The organism is Pseudomonas sp. GW821-FHT01E05 (genome assembly GCF_059422425.1).
In genome coordinates this window covers 93,792-110,582 of record NZ_JBWKWW010000003.1, presented here as the reverse complement: position 1 = coordinate 110,582, position 16,791 = coordinate 93,792, and the positions used below count along the sequence as shown (strand labels likewise).

The following is a 16,791-nucleotide window of genomic DNA, read 5'->3' as shown; positions in this document are numbered from 1 at the left end:
GGGCGCCTCAGCTGATGACGATGTTTTCAGCGAGCGACGCGCATTCAAGGTCTTCGATGACGTAGGCATCGTTGACCGACTCGTAGTTTTCGATGCGGTCGCGCTTGGCGTTGTCCAGGACGGTCCGGCGACGGCTGCCTTCCTGCCAGTAGATCGACAGGTTTTCCAGCTTGGTGACCAGCAGGCCGCGAGGTGGGAAGTACGGCACACGGACTGCCGGCAGGTTGCCCAGGCGCTTCTGACTGGTGACGATGTCAGCCGCCAGCATTTCGCTCGGTGCATGTTCTTTGTTGATGATCGGAAAGTACTTGTCAGCCAACAGCTGCCGGCCGCAAATCACCACTAGGTCAGGATCCTCCTGATACCAAGGAGCGATGAACTCCTCGACCATGCTGAAGACCAGGGCGTCGATGTTGGCGAAGTCTTCGCCGGCGCCGATGGTGATCTGGCCAGAACCCTCTACCACTTCATCCATCACGCGGGCGGCGTTTTCGACACGCATTTTTTGCAGCCAGCCGATGTTCACGTCCTGGCGCAGTGGGTTGGTGGCCGGGTTGGACGTCGCGGCGCGGCTGGTGCCGTTCCAGCCGATCAAGATCCGGTCCAACGCTTGGCGCTTCAGGATGGCGTCGCGAATGCGCGCCTGGAAGTCCGGGAACTTCGCCCAGGCATCCAGCTTGCTGTAGCGCAGATGGGTGTCGAAGTTGGTCTGTGAGCAGAAGTAACCGCGATCATCGAGCGTGGTGATGTCACTGGTTTCGCGATCTTTCACGTTGGTGTCGGTGGTCCCGGCATTCGGCCCGCCGATACCCATGCCGATTTTTTCGCCCATCTGTTCAGTGACGCCGTAGATGTTGATGGAAGTCAGGAACTGGCTGGACTCCTGCATCCGGGTTTCCAGTGTTTGGGTGACGCTGGGCGCGGTGGCAAATTTGGTGGTGACGTCGGGCACGCCGTGCAGCTTGGCCAGTTGGCCAAGGTAGGCGTTGAAAAGGTTGCGAGTGTCGTTGCGCATGGTGATCGTCCTTCGTTATTCGGGGGCTAGGGGGGGCTGACTGTCAGCAGTCGGTCACGACCTGGTTGTCGCCGCCGGATACCGGGGGGCGTGGCTTTTGGTTGTGGTCCTGAGTGGTGGAAAGCAGGGTTTTCAGCTCTTTCAGGTCGTTGCTGACCTGGTCGAGTTGGGTTTTCAGGCCAGCGGAAAACTTTTTCTCGGCGGTCAGTTGCTCGGGCAGGTCTTTAACGTGCTCGGCGAGGGTTTCAACGGCTTCGCCGATCTGGTTGAACTCGTTGTCGTCCTTGGCCTGTTTGCCCGTGAGCAGGCCTTTCACGGTGTTGAGCAGCTGGGCGCCGATGCCGGGTTTTTCTTCAAACTCTTCGAACTTCAGTTCGGTTTCGACGGCCTCGGTGAACATCGATGTCTCGGAGTAGTGACGGTCCTTGAACGGGCTGGCTTCGGGCCTTTGCGCCGAGAACGCCAGAACATCGGTGCCTAGGCTGGCCGGTGAATCCGTCACTGCCAGGCCGACGATGTAGGCTTCACCGGTGTCGGCAAAGCTGTCGTCGATCTCGATGGAGGTGTAGATCTTTTGCTTGGACTTGTTGAGGGCAATGAGCTCTGGGGTGGGCTCGACCTGGGCGAACAGTGCGAGCTTCTTCTGGCCGTTGATGTCGACTTCTTCGGTCTTGACCGCGAGTACGTCGCCGTAGGCCTTGAACGGACTTTCCGGCAGCAGGCTTCGGATGTGCTCCAGCCAGATGCGGGCGCCGTAGGTGGTCGGGTTGAAGTTTTTGGCGGCCTGTTCCAGCCAGGCGCGTTTGATGGTGCGCTTATCTGAGGTAGCGCCCTCGACGGCGACACGGAACCAGTTGCTGCGAAATTTCTTCATGCCGGGAATCCTCAATGCGTTGGGGCGCACGCCTTGATGTGAGGGGTGCGGTGCAATGAGGGGCATGGTCGTGACGCGCGCGAGTTGCGGCAATGAGGCGGGTCTGTAGCAGAAGGGGGTACAAGGGGCGGCGCTATTGAGTCGCTGGCGCGGACGGCAGCATCGCGGCCATGACTACGAGCGAACTGCTGCCCATGGATCCCCGACGCCAATCCAAGTTTCTGTACTGGATGGGTTGGCGCATTTGCGAGATTGCCGAGGCTACGGGCGAAAAGGAAAAAACGCTACACAGCTGGAAGGCCCGCGACGAGTGGGATCGGGCCGACAACGTCGAGCGCATCGGCGGGGCGCTGGAGGCGCGGCTGGTGCAACTGATCCTCAAGGACGGCAAGACCGGCGGTGACTTCAAGGAAATCGACCTGCTGCACCGCCAGCTTGAACGGCAGGCGCGCATACAGCGCTTCCAGGGTGGCGGTACCGAAACCGACCTCAACCCGAACCTGGCTAAACGCAACGAAGGACCGAAGAAAAAGACCCCGAAAAACGACATCAGCGAAGAGCAGATCGAGCTGCTGCGCGAGGCGTTCATCGATGGTTGTTTCGACTACCAGAAAGACTGGTACCGAGCCGGCAATCAGCGCACTCGCGTCATCCTCAAAAGCCGGCAGGTCGGGGCGACCTACTACTTCGCCCGTGAGGCGTTTATCGATGCCCTGGACACCGGGCGCAACCAGATTTTTCTGTCGGCGTCGAAGAACCAGGCCTACCTGTTTCGCGGATACATCCAGGCTTTTGCCCGCGAGGTGATCGGCGTCGAACTGACTGGCGACCCGATTGTTTTGCCCAACGGCGCCGAGCTGTTTTTTCTCGGTACCAACGCCCGTACTGCCCAGGGCTACCACGGTAATTTCTACTTCGACGAATTCTTCTGGACGTTCAAGTTTGAAGAGCTGAACAAGGTCGCCTCAGGTATGGCGATGCATAAGAAGTGGCGCAAAACCTACTTCTCGACGCCGTCCAGCATGGCCCATGAGGCGTACACCTTTTGGACAGGGGAGCGATTCAACAAGGGTAAGCCGGCGGCGCAGCACACGAAGGTCGATGTCTCTCACGGATCGCTGCAGCAAGGTCGGTTCTGCGAGGACCGATTGTGGCGGCAGATCGTCACGATCCTCGAGGCGGAGCAGGGCGGTTGTGACCTATTCGATATCGAAGAGCTGCGTCGCGAATACAGCCCCGAGGCATTCGCCAACTTGCTGATGTGCGAGTTCATCGACGACGGGGCGAGCATCTTCCCGCTGGCCGTATTGCAACCTTGCATGGTGGACAGCTGGGTCGAGTGGGCCGAGGACTACAAGCCGTTTGCCATGCGGCCGTTCGGAGACCGTCAGGTCTGGGTTGGCTATGACCCGGCCGAGACCGGCGACTGTTCAGGTTTAGTGGTGTGCGCGCCGCCGCTGGTATCGGGTGGCAAGTTCCGCGTGCTCGAGCGCCATCAGTTTCGGGGCATGGACTTCGCCGCGCAGGCCGCCGCAATCAAAGGCGTCTGCGATCGCTACTGGGTGACGTATATCGGCATCGACGTCACTGGTCTGGGTAGTGGCGTGGCCCAGCTGGTGCGCCAGTTCTTCCCGGCCGTGACCACCTTCAGCTACTCCCCTGAGGTCAAAACCCGCCTGGTGCTAAAGGCCTACGACGTCATTCACAAAGGCCGGCTGGAGTTCGACGCCGGTTGGACAGACATGGCCCAGTCGCTGATGGCCATCCGCAAAACCATCACTGCGGGCGGCCGCCAGTTCACCTACACCGCCGGCCGCAACGACAACACCGGCCATGCCGACCTGGCATGGGCGCTTTTTCACGCATTGCACAACGAACCGCTTGAGGGGCAGACCGCTGCCAATACCGGGCGGATGGAGATTTTCACATGATTGAACAACGCGCCAATTCTGGTCCTTTGTCCATTACCGCACCGGCAGTTGTTTCTCAGGCGGGTACGCAGGTTTTCAGCTTCGGCGAGCCAACGCCGGTGTTGGGCGGCCGTGAGGTCTTCGACTATCTGGAATGCTGGTTCAACGGTCGCTGGTACGAGCCACCGCTGTCGCTCGACGGCTTGGCCCGCTCGGTCGGGTCGAGCGTGCATCTGCATTCAGGACTGATGTTCAAGCGCAACTTACTGAGCAAGACCTTCATCCCGCACCCGCTGCTGTCCCGGTCGGCGTTCGAACAGTTCGCCCTGGACTTCCTTTGCCTGGGCAATGGCTATCTGGAAAGCAGGCGTTCGATGCTGGGGGCTACCTGGCAACTGGTACCGCCACTGGCGAAGTACATGCGCGCTGGACCGGACAGTCGCTATTACCAGGTGCAGGGCTGGAAAAATGAGCATGCCTTCGAACTAGGCAGCATCTTTCACTTGCGTGAAGCAGATTTGCACCAGGAGATTTATGGGCTGCCTGAGTGGATCAGCGCGTTGCAGTCGGCTCTGCTCAATGAGTCGGCCACCTTGTTCCGCCGCAAGTACTACGAGAACGGCAGTCATGCAGGGTTCATCCTATATATGACTGACGCCGCGCAAACCGAAACCGATATCGACGCGCTGCGCAAGGCGCTCAAGGATTCGAAAGGGCCGGGGAATTTTCGGAATCTGTTTGTTTACTCGCCGACGGGCAAGAAGGACGGTATTCAGCTGATCCCGGTCAGCGAGGTGGCCGCGAAGGATGAATTCAACTCGATCAAGAATCAGACCCGTGATGATGTGCTGGCCAGCCTGCGGATTCCGCCGCAGTTGATGGGAATTGTGCCGCAAAACGCGGGTGGCTTTGGATCGATCAGGGAAGCGGCGCAGATCTACGCGGCGAACGAGCTGGAGCCCATTCAGGCGCGGATGTTGCAGCTGAATGACTGGGTAGGGGAGGAGGTTATCCGGTTTAAACCCTACGACCTCGGCGAGGAGGCATAAAGCTCATTCACAGTATGGTGGATGGCGAATAAGTACAGAGGCTAAAGTGTTAACTGGTTATTATACTGAATGGATTTTCTGGAGCCTTGGTCGCTTTAAAGCGGTATTGGCTCCAGTAATCTATGGTTATAAGGGGGGGTAATTCGAATTGCGTTGTCAATGTCTAAGCGTTACCTTTAGAGCCGCTTTAACGGCTGCATGTTTCTTCAATGGAATTGCTAAGCTTATTGATTTTCTAAGGTTGGGTAACGCCGCGCCACTTACGTGATCCGCAAAAAAACAGATAAGCAAGAGATTTATGGCGGCAATAGTAGAGTTTTCCCGTGTGCTCCATGCGCCGAGATCCGCAGGCGAGTTCAGGTTTAATCCAGTTACAATGCCATCACGAGACATCCGGAATGATTTTGCAGAGCCGTGAACTGCTTTGGATAGAGTTGCGTATTCTTTTTTTAGAGTCTCAATGCCCGTTATTGATCCATCCAGATCTTTTAGTTTTGGATGGCGTAATAGATAGGCTGTTGTTTCGCTGAAGCCTAATTTGTGCTCGCCGATTAACCATTGTTGCAACTCGACTGGGTGTTCGCAGTAATATAGGCCAAACACCGTGTTTTCTATTAAGCTGCGCAGGGACATTAGGGCCACGCGCCACGCCCCCTGGCGCGCTAGCGTATGCGACATCAACGCATCGTTGTGCGCTTCTTGAAAAAACTCTTCTGTATCTGAATCAAAGATATTGCAGAAAAGCTCAGATCGCCACGCATGGAGAGATACCAGTCTTGAATAGCTGTCTGCGTATATTTCCTTGTGGGCTTCAAGTTTTTGTAGTGCATCCTCAACGCTTGTTTTTGTTGCGACAAAACTTCGTTCAAAGTTGGCTTGTACTTCTAGTTTGAACTGTTCCATTATTTAAGCAGCAAGTTTAATGCGTTTGCCAGTTCGGTTGATTCCGATACGTTTTTTCTTGATCCTGTTCTGAGTAAATTGTCGCGCGCTATTGGGTTGCTCGCCAGATAGTTAAGGATTTTTCCTACGATATCTCTGTTTGCATCTCTTGGGCGTATTTCGACATCGATATCGAAATCCTGGATCAAAGAAAGCCATTGTGACTTACTTACATCGTTAAGTTTAACTAGGGTATACAATGCAGTAGGTATGTCGCTTTCTTTTAAAGGCATAGCTTTTGTAGTCGGCGCTGTGCTCTTGCTGAGAAGGGACCAATCCTCTACATCAATATCAGGACCTGCTTTGAGTATTTTTGAAAGGGCTAACAGCGCCTTGGAAAGTTCGTGAGCTTTCATTAAATAACTCCCGAGGTTTTTAGTAGTGTATGGCAAACTTTGGTGAATTCCTGAATCGAAGTGTCGTCTTTCGAATCAAAAACTGACATTTGCCCCTGTGCGCACACACTTACGGCTACACGTTCTGAGATTTTAGTTTTAAGTACTGATTTTCCGAATTGCGCTCGTAACGTCGCCTCGGTTTCAGCGCGATGGAGAGCAGGGCGGCCAACTCTGGAAATAACAATGCCAATGTTTTCTAATGTGTGTTCAAGGTCGGTGCAAAACTCTTGTACTCGCTTTAGCAGCAGACCCACACCGATAGCTGAAAGAAAGTCTAGCGATACGGGTACTACGTAGTGAGTGCTGATCGCAAGAGCGTTCTGCGTCGGGATAGTGAGGTTAGGAGGGCAATCGCAGATTACAACCTCATATTCATTGATAACATCCTTCAGAGCTCTTCGTAGCCTGGTTTCTCTCGATGTAGCGCCTGCGAGATCGAGATCAACAGTGAAAAGATCGATGTGGGATGGAATGAGATCAACGTTTTCGAATACGTCATGAAAAATTGTTTCATGCGCCTCCTTAACCGCTCCATCTGCGGTTGTATGCTTCCTCGCCCCCAAGAGGTCGGCTACTGACCCGTTGTCACGGACATGCTTTTGCCACGCTGCTACGCCTACAGAAGAAAAACTAGCGTTTGTTTGGGGGTCGAGATCGACAAGCAGCGTTTTTTTGCCAAGTAATCCGCAGTAGGCAGCTAAATTCACTGCCAATGCTGTCTTGCCAACACCACCTTTCAAATTGATACACGAGATAACTGCAGCAGCCATTTCCATTCCTTGGTAGATCGATTTTTCCTCATTACATCACACCCCGCGGCTAAAGCCGAGTCCACAAATAACCCAAATCGTTGCGATCAGGCCGTGCGGTCAACGCAAGAGGCTTTCAATTTCCAGTTGCCCCCAATACAGCCACCACCCGTGTGGCTTTTTTCCGGTTGAGGCTCGGCACATGAAGTGTTGGCGATCGAGGAAGTACTTGGCGCACGCTGTCATAGGGCACGCCTTGGTGGTCCATCAGGTCCATCAGGTCCATGAGAACAGGTTCAGAACCGGCGCGCGCCGTCGTCCCCCCACCTCGCCTGCGCGCTAAATGGGGCTTTTTTTCTGCACTTCTGCACCTGGCTGAAGACGGCCAAGACTGGGCGCTGGAAAGGGTGTTGTGGGATGAGAAAAGCCTGCGAATCCCTGCAAAGGTAGGGTCGAAAACGAAGCGGTTGCCGCGGGGTCTTTGGCTGGCTATGCAGATTGATCAAATGGGTGGGGTTTTCGGGAAGGCCGTCGGAAAAAGGTAATGGAGTAATTCGCGGGTGAGGGTTTCTCTGAAAGCCCCGTATTTTCTGGCTTTGCTGGATTACTTCGGAGAGTAATTTCGAGTAATAAAAAAGGTAATGTTTTTGTAAGTTATTGATTTATAAGGGGTGTAGTGAAAGTAAATATTACCTTACTAAAGAGTAATTATCTTACCTCTACATTACTTGAATATTACCTTGTTCATGGCCTGAAAGATTCAATGAAATCAAGGGTTTAAGGCGTTAGTTCGGGGCAGCTTACTAATCTTACTCGTTTCCGAGTGCTTTCCCGAAAATTGGGGGGCTTGCTGCCTGCGAGCGTGATGCGCGTGATATGCAACGCTTACGCACCAACACACAAATGGCCCCCAACTGATTGCGGTCATGTTCACGCACCGCTGGAGGCCTTGAAAATAGTGGAGCGGGTGGCGGGAATCGAACCCGCGTGGTCAGCTTGGGAAGCTGATAAGAACCAGATGGGCGTGAACGTCAGCGCTTGTATGGTTTTATGGGTTGTTATGAGGCTGAGCTGCGATCTTGGGGCGTGGTAGGCTTTCTTGGGAGGCCTGAATTTTCATCGACTGTTTCAAGAGCAATTCAAACGTTTTCACCAAAGCCAATGATTCTATGCGCAAGACAGTCGAAGTTTGGTTCTATAGGACGTTCAAGAGTGGTTGAAGCCTGCCAATAGGGCGTTAAGCGAAATACTTGGTAGATTAGACATCGCTACCAAGTACAAGCTCTGATGCTTCTGTGGCGTCTATTCTGTATTTGCTAACTAAGCAGAAGGCGCTGGAGTTTCGCTGCCGGTGTTTTGGGCGTCTAGCACCAACTTTGGTTGTATAGCAATTAAGGGTGGAGCAAAAAGCCGATTTAAAAATATATTGAATTTGTTTGCAAGCTCATGCCCCGGATTCAAAGCTTTCGCTGTGATTGCGAGCCCCAAAGGCATTCCTGGCTCATCTTGCCAAGCAAGGTAGGTATGTACGGTGGCTTTAGAATTATGAGTGTCTCCAAAAGTTGAAAAACCACCATTTTTCGCCGTGCTAACGCAGCTTTGTGCATACTGAACGGCATTCTCTGGGGCTAGTTTCAAACAGAAATCTTCAAGCATTCCATCGATATTGTTGTCGGGCATGAGCCATATACCAATCGTTGGCATACCTTTCTGAGTAAGTATGGTCCCTTCTGGATGCGGCTTGTTTGGTAGCTCATATCCATGGTCCAGAAGTTTTGATGAGATAGAGTCCCATTTTCCTTGGAGGTTTGGGTTGTCTGCGTCAATGCAAATACCGATGGTCTCCATCGGCGTGGGGGCCGCGATAAGAGCATTAATTCTTTTTATTACTTTTCCATCGGATCCGCAAACATATACTTTGAAGGTGTCAGGGGTATTATAATAGTTGCACAACGACCAGATGACGTGGCAGTCGTTTTTACCTTCTACAAGAAGTAGTTTGGATGCCGTAGGTGTGTAGATTTTATCATCCATATTTACCTTACCTCGACATCCGTTTCTAGTGAGTCACTTAGCAAGTCAAAGTTATATTCTCTGACCGCAACGCTTTGTCCCTTTCTCTCCACCCTTGTAAATGATCCTTCGTCAGGTGCTGCTGCCCATGCTTCCATGAAGCCTTGTATGCAGTCTCTGCTATGTGTGCTTGCGAAAACTTGTACGTTCAATCTTGCAGCTAGTCTGAAAACGAGTGACCAAACTTCGCCTTGTATTCCCCAGTGAAGGCCGTTTTCAAATTCGTCGATAATAAGTACACTATCTTTCGCATTGACCAAAGAAAGAATGATTTGTAGCACCCGACTCATACCGTCACCAAGGCTTTTTAGAGAAACTGGTTCACTATTGCCGGCGATTTTTACTAGCGGAACTCTATCGCGATTATCTGAACCAACAAAAGCTACGCCTTCGACGTTGGGTTCGATAAGCTTTAAACCTCTAATGACTTCGATCTCGTCATCGGTTAGACTAATTGAGTCCCAGAGAGCAGCAACATCTTCATCATTAACACCCCTGGTTGGCACAAAAAACGCCTGCTTACGACCATCATTGCGGACTGCATACCGTCTGCGTGAATCGCCATATCCATTGATTCGAATCTGTCGAGCAATATTCGACCCTTTTATTACAGCCAAAAAAGGTTCGATTGTATCTGTGTCTACCTCGAATAGATGTCTGGAGTCTGTAATTGGTTTAAGTGTTGATGGGAGGTTTTCTTCCGCCTCCGTGGAGTAGGGGACTACTCTTACTTCGAAAGAGCGGCTATCATTTTTTGAACTGAGCTTAAAACCTTCCGCCCAATATTCAGGAAAGGTGTGATTGAAGAATAAATGTCTTAGTGCGGGTCGTGTTCGAACTTCCCAGTTTTCTTGCCGAGAGTCAATAATGGAAGGTAATGACTGTTGAGACATCTGTGTAAAAAAAAGTAGAAGAGCCTCAAGTAGTGCGCTTTTGCCAGCACTATTTTTGCCTACAAATAAATTTACACGTTTTAGTTGGTTTAGTTCGATGTATTCGAAGTGTCTAAACTTTGTGATTTGAAAATCGGAAATCATTTAAAGTCCCTATCCAAGTGCCTAAATGGCCCCGTCATGCATACGGTCTACCTTTCAGTCTACGCCAAAGGGCATCTGGTAGCTAATTCTGTACTGATCGCAGGCTACTGGAGTGCTCTCTAGCACCTACCCGATGGTCATAAGGCCCCCAAGGCAGCCGATATCGCGATTTGACCTACTCACTCGGAGAGTTCCCCCGAGCCCCCGAGCCCCTGAGTCGGGCCAGGCCCTGTTTGATATGGCCAGTGTTTTCGCCAATTATGTGCAGGGCACCTCGGACATTTTTCCCCACTTCAGCCGAACCTTCTTGCTCCACCAGCAGTGTTAACTCCATTAGGGCTGCCTCCAGAGCTAGTTGGTTGTGGTACATCCTTCCCAATAGATCTGGCAGCGAATATACATCTGACATGACGTCGACTCCGTTCGAGAAAGCCCAAGCATAGCAGCGACAGTGCTCTTAATTGGAGCTCGATGAGGTTGCTTAAAATTGCTAAAGCCAGGGGAGGATGCGGAAGGGGGAAGGCATAGGTACGGTACAGGGAGTTTTGGGCGGCCTTGAAAGCCTTTGTTTAAAGGAGGAGGGCGATTAGTGGGTCCAAACCATCATGGCGTAAGAGCGCTGGTTGCGAAAAAAAGGCGTTGGATCACTGTTTGCTTTTTGACCTGTTAGCGCCTTCGTTCAACGGGGTTGTGAGGTTAGAAGGAGCCGTTATTCGTCCAGCTTCGATCGCTCCTGGCTTGGTAGTTTTGGCCGAGTCCTGGGTGATAGCGCCTCGCTCTATTGAACAAACGCCGGCTGTCTGGATTGCTGATGGCATTCGCTTCCGTGATTTTGGTGACTTGATTTTTCTATGCTTTCAAACACACCGCATACCAGAATTTCGAGACCATATCGGGTGTTACTCCTTTCCATTCAAATATAGAATTGGAAATATCTGCTTTGACTATCGTCATGTCTATATTTGAGTTGTCTCTGCTTATCATTTTGCGAACTTCCTCTAAGCTCATGTTCGCATCGCGCCCTCTAGCTATATTTTTTGTGAGAGTTGCTATTTCGTTGCATCTGTTAGGGGCTTTTCTTTTTTTATTATTATAGGGTTCGGCGCAGATTGAGTAATTTACAAAGCCGTAATCTTCTGGGGTCATGCCGGGGTTCTGATAAACTTCAGTAGCTAAGTTATGCAGATCAGCCAACTCGCCCTCGCTAAGATTTTTTTTGTACTTTGAAGCCCACTCAATAAACTGATCTTGAGACATTCCTGAGTCTCTTAATTTTGCAACCCTAAAAGCTGCATCTCTTGCTTCATTGCATTCGCTTTTTTCTTTTTCAGTCAAGGCGGCATGGCACAAAATGCAGTGGGTTAGTAAAAGCGGAAGTAAGAGCATGTTTTTCATGGTCGCCTCTCAGAGTGATGCATGTTTTACCCGTACCCGTACCCGTACCCGTACCCGTATCAGTAAAAGCTGAACATGGGCTTGTTGAATTAAGGCAATTTACGTATTTTACGTCGGTAATACTTGGCAGAGTACCTTTTCATCCTATAGCTCTATGTTTTACATAATGGCATCATAGCAAGTCCTACATTAACCAAAAAAAATGATACAGATGATGGTGAGCCAAGGCTGTTGAGTGAGTGTAGATGCTGGACCATGCAATGCCACTGATTCGGCGTCATTATTATTCAATAAGTGCTACAGCTCGATAGCCGCCAATCACAGTTGAAAAACCGTTGCCTGCTGGGTAGTGAAGCCTGATGGCATCATCTGAATTCAAGCCTTTTATCAAGCAAGCCTGCTCAATGGCAGTGTCCCAGTGGTACAAAAATGGTACGCAGACAGTTAAAGGTCGCTACAGCTCTTGATTCGCATATGTTTCAGATTGAGTAGTTCCAATCCATCATCGGCGCAACGCTGAAGCGGCGGGAGAGGGACTGGGGTGTGGCTGGCGTGGTGTGTAAGGGCATGGGTATCTGGATGGGTGGGGCGAGGCAGCAGTTTATCAGGAATGGAGTGGGATGGCTGAAAGGGGTGAGCTGAGTCAGGTGTCTCGGTGAGTCTTCAGCTCTAGACTATTATGAACTGTCAGAAAGGCAGTCTTGGTTGGCCAATGCCTGCGTGCTCAATATCCCCGACCTCGTTCAAACCGCTCTGAGGAGAATACGATGAACAACAAGCTCGCGGCGTTATCTGTTGTCCTTGCGATGGGGTGCCTCGGGTCTTCAATGGGTTGGGCTGAGCCTGGCGATTACATCATGGTTACCCCAAATGACATCAAATGGGCCGATAACCCTGCTTTACCAAAGGGGGCACAAACCGCCGTCCTCCAGGGCAACCCCAACGTTGGCCCCTATATCGTGCGAGTAAAACTCCCGCCGAACTATATTATTCCCGCCCATACTCATCCCGACGAGCGCACAGTCACGGTGATCTCGGGTACGTGGTATCACGGCGATGGGGATAAGTTCGATGCGACAAAATTGCATGAATTTCCGGCCGGAAGCATTTTTGGCGAGGGTCACGTGAGGCACTTTGGGGCAAGCAAAGGCACAGAGGTAATCCTTCAGGTGCAGGGCCCCGGCCCAATCGGGATTGACTACGTCAACCCTGCAGACGATCCAAGAAAAAAATAGCGTTCACTCTGACCGGCTGCCCAGTCTAGTGGGTCGTTTGTTAAGGGTAACAAAAAAGACTTCCGCACTGCGGCGGGTGGCAGGTGACTGCCATTCCTGCCGCGACCTTTAGTCGTGTCCAGACGCTCCTACCAACGCAACTCGAAGGCATTTTTCGCGCCCGGCTGGATGCTGCTGCCCAAGCGTGCGCACTCGCGAGAAAGGGTGTCGTGCAGCCATTGACGGTCATCCCCTTCGGCGCGACAGAGGCGAAAGCGACGCAGGCGCATGGGTATCAGGTCCAGCGACTGCAGGTGCCCGCCCGGGTCCAGCGAGGCAAAGTATAGAAGCCCCAGGTCACCGCGAAAGGCTGCGTGGTCCTCGATGCCTTCGTAATCGTTCAGGAGATCACCGCAGCCATAGAGAATCAGGCGTTCGCGGTACACCTCAATGCCCTTGATGTGGTGCGAGGAATGCCCGTGCACCAGGTCAACTCCGGCCTCGTCGATCAAGGCATGGGCGAACCGGACCTGCTCGCGCGGGATCTCGAACCCCCAGTTGCCGCCCCAGTGAATGGAGGCGACCACCAGATCCCGCGGATTTTTGCCCTCGAGAATCCGTTTGGCGACAGGGCGCAGGCTTTGCATCGACAGATCCTCCAGCCGCGCGACGCCCGCGCGCCTATCCGTGGCGGCCCAGTCCGGCGCAATGCCGCTGTCGGGTGCGCCGAGGCCAAACACCAGCAAGCGCCGCCCACCTGGCTGCGGCAGCACGGCGGGCGCTTCGGCAGATTGCCGGTTGTGCCCGGCGCCGGCGCTGCACATACCGTTGCTCGATAGGGTATCCAGCGTATCGGCCAGGCCGGCTGCCCCCCAATCCAGCACATGGTTGTTGGCCAGCACGCAGCAGTCGATGCCGGCTGCGCTGATGACCGGGAAGTTCTCCGGGCTCATGCGGTAATTGATGCCCTTTGGTTCCGGTCGTCCGCGGCGGGACACCGCAGTTTCCAGATTGATGATGCGTGCGTCTGGCTGGCGAAGTTCGAACTCATCCAGCGCAGCGCCCCAGACATAGGTGAAATCGACTGGGCGGGGAATCGAGCCATTGAGTCTTTCTGCCAGCCGGACGTAATCGCCGGCATTCTTGACGTAAGCTTCGTAAAGCCGCGGATCGCCAGGATGCGGCAGTACCGAGTCGATGCCGCGGGCGGTCATGACGTCGCCGGCGAGAAACAGCTTCAGCGTATCGGTAACAGCTGCCATGGCACCCTCCCGGATATCCCGAATAACGTAAACCGGGGACAGGCCCCGATCAGCTCACCTGCGGCTCCATCACAACGATCATCACGCCTCGACAATAGCCAGGTGGTGTTCTCAATCAGGCCAGCCAGATGACGGCTGACACCAGGCTCGGCATCGACTGATAGTTTCTTGCCAGTCGTTCATACCTTGTTGCGATCCGGCGAAATTGCTTCAGCTTCTGGAAAAAGCGCTCCACCAGGTTGCGCGCCTTGTAGAGATGCCGATCCAGCCGGCAAGGTTTCAGGCGATTTCTTTTCGAGGGGATGACCGCTACCGCGCCCCTGCACTGGATAACCTCAATTATGCGTCCTTTTTGTGCGGTCTTGTCAGGCGCGGAGGCGGGCCTGGGAGTTGGATGTTAAAAAATGTTATTCTAAAAAAATACTTCACATAATGTGATCATTGGTGGATTATCTCTCCAGCCGGTATGACCGCCTGATAACAAGACAAAAGCAGGATTGCCTCGATGTTCGACAAGATCCCGACTCAGGTGCCGAGCGATAGCGCCGCTCAACCGGGTGATCCGTTTGTCATGCCCGCGCTCATTTCTACAACGCGGTCCGCCTTCTGCACCTTGCTCGCATGGAATCGGCCGCTGCTTTCCTCTGGAGTACCCCATGAATAACAAGAATGTCGGTGTTGTCGGTCTGGGCGCGATGGGCCTGGGCATTGCCCGTTCACTGTTGCGCAGCGGTTTCAATGTGCATGCCTGTGATGTGCGCGCGGCGGTGACGGAGCAGTTTGCCAGCGAGGGCGGCGTGGCTTGCTCTTCGCCCGCGCAGATGGCTGGCGAGTGTGACGTGATCATTACTGTTGTGGTGAATGCCGAGCAGACTGAAACCGTATTGTTTGGCGAGGGTGGTGCCGTGGCGGCTTTGCGTCCGGGCAGCCTGGTGATCGGCTGCGCCACCGTGGCCCCGACCTACGCCGTAGACCTGGGGCAGCGTCTGGCCGAACAAGGCCTGCTGTATCTGGATGCGCCGATCTCCGGTGGCGCGGCCAAGGCTGCCGCTGGCGAGATGACCATGATGACTTCGGGCCCGGCCGATGCCTACGCCAAAGCCGAAGCGATCCTTGCGGGCATGGCCGGCAAGGTCTATCGCCTGGGTGACGTCCATGGCCTGGGTTCGAAGGTCAAGATCATCAACCAGCTGCTTGCCGGGGTGCACATCGCTGCATCCGCCGAAGCCATGGCGCTGGGCCTGCGCGAAGGGGTCGATGCCGATGCGCTGTATGAGGTTATCACCCATAGCGCCGGTAATTCCTGGATGTTTGAAAACCGCGTGCCGCACATTCTCAAGGCCGACTACACGCCGTTGTCCGCGGTGGATATTTTCGTCAAGGACCTGGGCCTGGTGCTGGATACCGCACGAGCCAGCAAATTCCCGCTGCCACTGTCGGCCACCGCCCACCAGATGTTCATGCAGGCTTCCAGCGCCGGCTTCGGCCGCGAGGACGACTCGGCGGTGATCAAGATTTTCCCGGGCATCGAATTGCCAACTGCCAAGCCTGAGCCTGTTTGAGGATCGCTCCATGACTACATCCATCGCACGCCCGCTGCTGGGCTGCATCGCCGACGATTTCACCGGTGCCACGGACCTGGCCAACATGCTGGTACGCGGCGGAATGCGCACCGTACAAAGCATCGGCATCCCGAGCAGTGAAGTGGCCGCAGGGCTCGACGCCGATGCGATCGTCATTGCCCTGAAGTCGCGCACCATTGCGGTCGCCGACGCAGTCGAACAATCCCTCGCGGCACTCGCCTGGCTGCGTGAGCAAGGCTGTGAGCAGATCTTTTTCAAGTACTGTTCGACGTTCGATTCCACCGCGGCCGGGAATATTGGCCAGGTCAGCGAAGCGCTGCTGAGCGCACTGGGCAGCGACTTCACCCTCGCGTGCCCGGCGTTCCCGGAAAATGGCCGGACGATCTTTCGCGGCCACTTGTTTGTTCAGGATCAGTTGCTGAGCGAGTCGGGCATGCAGCATCACCCGCTGACGCCGATGACCGATGCCAATCTGGTTCGGGTTCTGCAATCGCAGACCCGCCTGAATGTCGGCCTGTTGCGCTACGACAGCATTGCCCAAGGGGCCGGGCAGGTTCGTGCGCGAATCGCCGAGTTGCGGGCTCAAGGCGTTGGCATGGCGATCGCCGATGCCTTGTCCGACAGTGATCTTTACACACTGGGTACCGCCTGCGCCGATCTGCCGTTGTTGACCGGTGGCTCGGGGCTGGCCTTGGGCTTGCCGGATAATTTCCGGCGCGCTGGCAAGCTGCGTGATTTCGATGCCTCCAGGCTCCCAGCGGTGTCTGGCGGCGAAGTGGTGTTGGCCGGTAGCGCCTCTGTGGCCACCAATGGCCAAGTGGCGGCCTGGCTTGAAGCCGGTCGGCCCGCGCTGCGGATTGATCCGTTGGCCCTGGCTGCTGGCGAGCCGGTCGTTGCGCAAGCCATGACCTTCGCCCGTGAAAATGAACAAACCGTATTGATCTACGCCACCAGCTCGCCGGAGGAGGTCAAGGCCGTGCAACAAAAGCTGGGCGTCGAACAGGCTGGCAGTCTGGTGGAAAACGCCTTTGGCGAAATCGCCCAGGGTCTGCGCCAGAGCGGCGTGCGTCGCTTCGTGATCGCCGGTGGTGAAACCTCGGGCGCCGTGGTTCAGGCACTGGGCGTGCAGTTGTTACAGATCGGTGCGCAGATCGATCCTGGTGTGCCGGCGACGGTCAGCAGTACTGATGAGCCTTTGGCGCTGGCACTCAAATCGGGCAACTTCGGTGGCCGGGACTTTTTCAGCAAAGCCTTGAAGCAACTGGCCCAGGCCGGAGGTGCACAATGAGC

17 protein-coding genes are annotated in these 16,791 nt (G+C 54.1%); 6 read left to right on the top strand and 11 right to left on the bottom strand.

What is annotated here, in order from left to right:
- Positions 1–7: 7 nt before the first annotated feature.
- A complete protein-coding gene (locus AC07W5_RS07020; protein ID WP_495023061.1) occupies positions 8–1,015 on the bottom strand; it encodes a phage major capsid protein, P2 family in 1,008 nt (335 codons plus the stop codon).
- A gap of 43 nt (positions 1,016–1,058) precedes the next feature.
- Complete coding sequence (locus AC07W5_RS07015; RefSeq protein WP_495023060.1) at positions 1,059–1,889, bottom strand: GPO family capsid scaffolding protein; 831 nt, start codon at positions 1,887–1,889, stop codon at positions 1,059–1,061.
- A 170-nt stretch (positions 1,890–2,059) separates the two neighbouring features.
- Here AC07W5_RS07015 and AC07W5_RS07010 point away from each other — a divergent pair, with 170 nt between their 5' ends.
- Together AC07W5_RS07010 and AC07W5_RS07005 are read left to right on the top strand one after the other, a co-directional pair.
- Positions 2,060–3,820, top strand: coding sequence for a terminase ATPase subunit family protein (locus AC07W5_RS07010; protein ID WP_495023059.1), 1,761 nt, complete (start codon positions 2,060–2,062; stop codon positions 3,818–3,820).
- Positions 3,817–4,848, top strand: a complete 1,032-nt coding sequence (locus AC07W5_RS07005) for a phage portal protein (protein ID WP_495023058.1) — start codon at positions 3,817–3,819, stop codon at positions 4,846–4,848. Before AC07W5_RS07010 ends, AC07W5_RS07005 begins: the two co-directional genes overlap by 4 nt.
- A gap of 156 nt (positions 4,849–5,004) precedes the next feature.
- On the opposite strand, the gene AC07W5_RS07000 is transcribed toward AC07W5_RS07005, so the two are convergent.
- The 7 genes from AC07W5_RS07000 to AC07W5_RS06970 form a co-directional block, all read right to left on the bottom strand.
- Entirely contained in the window at positions 5,005–5,751 is a 747-nt protein-coding gene (locus tag AC07W5_RS07000; protein ID WP_495023057.1) for a hypothetical protein, read from the bottom strand.
- Positions 5,751–6,146, bottom strand: a complete 396-nt coding sequence (locus AC07W5_RS06995; RefSeq protein WP_495023056.1) for a hypothetical protein — start codon at positions 6,144–6,146, stop codon at positions 5,751–5,753. The genes AC07W5_RS07000 and AC07W5_RS06995 overlap by 1 nt, the downstream gene beginning before the upstream one ends.
- On the bottom strand, positions 6,146–6,958 hold the full coding sequence (locus tag AC07W5_RS06990; RefSeq protein ID WP_495023055.1) for a ParA family protein: 813 nt from the start codon (positions 6,956–6,958) through the stop codon (positions 6,146–6,148). Before AC07W5_RS06990 ends, AC07W5_RS06995 begins: the two co-directional genes overlap by 1 nt.
- 1,299 nt (positions 6,959–8,257) lie before the next feature.
- Positions 8,258–8,971: a DUF3226 domain-containing protein gene (locus AC07W5_RS06985; RefSeq protein ID WP_495023054.1), complete on the bottom strand. Its 714-nt coding sequence runs from the start codon at positions 8,969–8,971 to the stop codon at positions 8,258–8,260.
- Between the two features lie 2 nt (positions 8,972–8,973).
- Complete coding sequence (locus AC07W5_RS06980) at positions 8,974–10,047, bottom strand: AAA family ATPase (protein ID WP_495023053.1); 1,074 nt, start codon at positions 10,045–10,047, stop codon at positions 8,974–8,976.
- A 175-nt stretch (positions 10,048–10,222) separates the two neighbouring features.
- Positions 10,223–10,456, bottom strand: coding sequence for a hypothetical protein (locus AC07W5_RS06975; protein ID WP_495023052.1), 234 nt, complete (start codon positions 10,454–10,456; stop codon positions 10,223–10,225).
- A 440-nt stretch (positions 10,457–10,896) separates the two neighbouring features.
- Complete coding sequence (locus AC07W5_RS06970; protein ID WP_495023051.1) at positions 10,897–11,442, bottom strand: hypothetical protein; 546 nt, start codon at positions 11,440–11,442, stop codon at positions 10,897–10,899.
- 767 nt (positions 11,443–12,209) lie between these two features.
- On the opposite strand from AC07W5_RS06970, the gene AC07W5_RS06965 reads away from it, so the two are divergent.
- Entirely contained in the window at positions 12,210–12,677 is a 468-nt protein-coding gene (locus AC07W5_RS06965) for a cupin domain-containing protein (RefSeq protein ID WP_494992277.1), read from the top strand.
- 128 nt (positions 12,678–12,805) lie between these two features.
- On the opposite strand, the gene AC07W5_RS06960 is transcribed toward AC07W5_RS06965, so the two are convergent.
- Positions 12,806–13,918: a CapA family protein gene (locus tag AC07W5_RS06960; protein ID WP_495023050.1), complete on the bottom strand. Its 1,113-nt coding sequence runs from the start codon at positions 13,916–13,918 to the stop codon at positions 12,806–12,808.
- A gap of 115 nt (positions 13,919–14,033) precedes the next feature.
- Positions 14,034–14,249 (bottom strand): transposase, encoded by a 216-nt coding sequence (locus tag AC07W5_RS06955; protein WP_495023225.1) that lies wholly within the window; start codon positions 14,247–14,249, stop codon positions 14,034–14,036.
- 174 nt (positions 14,250–14,423) lie between these two features.
- On the opposite strand from AC07W5_RS06955, the gene AC07W5_RS06950 reads away from it, so the two are divergent.
- The 3 genes from AC07W5_RS06950 to otnK are packed head-to-tail and all read left to right on the top strand — an operon-like array spanning position 14,424 to position 16,789.
- Positions 14,424–14,582 (top strand): hypothetical protein, encoded by a 159-nt coding sequence (locus AC07W5_RS06950; protein WP_494992275.1) that lies wholly within the window; start codon positions 14,424–14,426, stop codon positions 14,580–14,582.
- On the top strand, positions 14,575–15,480 hold the full coding sequence (gene ltnD / locus AC07W5_RS06945) for an L-threonate dehydrogenase (RefSeq protein WP_494992274.1): 906 nt from the start codon (positions 14,575–14,577) through the stop codon (positions 15,478–15,480). Before AC07W5_RS06950 ends, ltnD begins: the two co-directional genes overlap by 8 nt.
- A 10-nt stretch (positions 15,481–15,490) precedes the next feature.
- Positions 15,491–16,789, top strand: coding sequence for a 3-oxo-tetronate kinase (otnK, locus tag AC07W5_RS06940; RefSeq protein WP_495023049.1), 1,299 nt, complete (start codon positions 15,491–15,493; stop codon positions 16,787–16,789).
- The last annotated feature ends 2 nt before the right edge of the window (positions 16,790–16,791 follow it).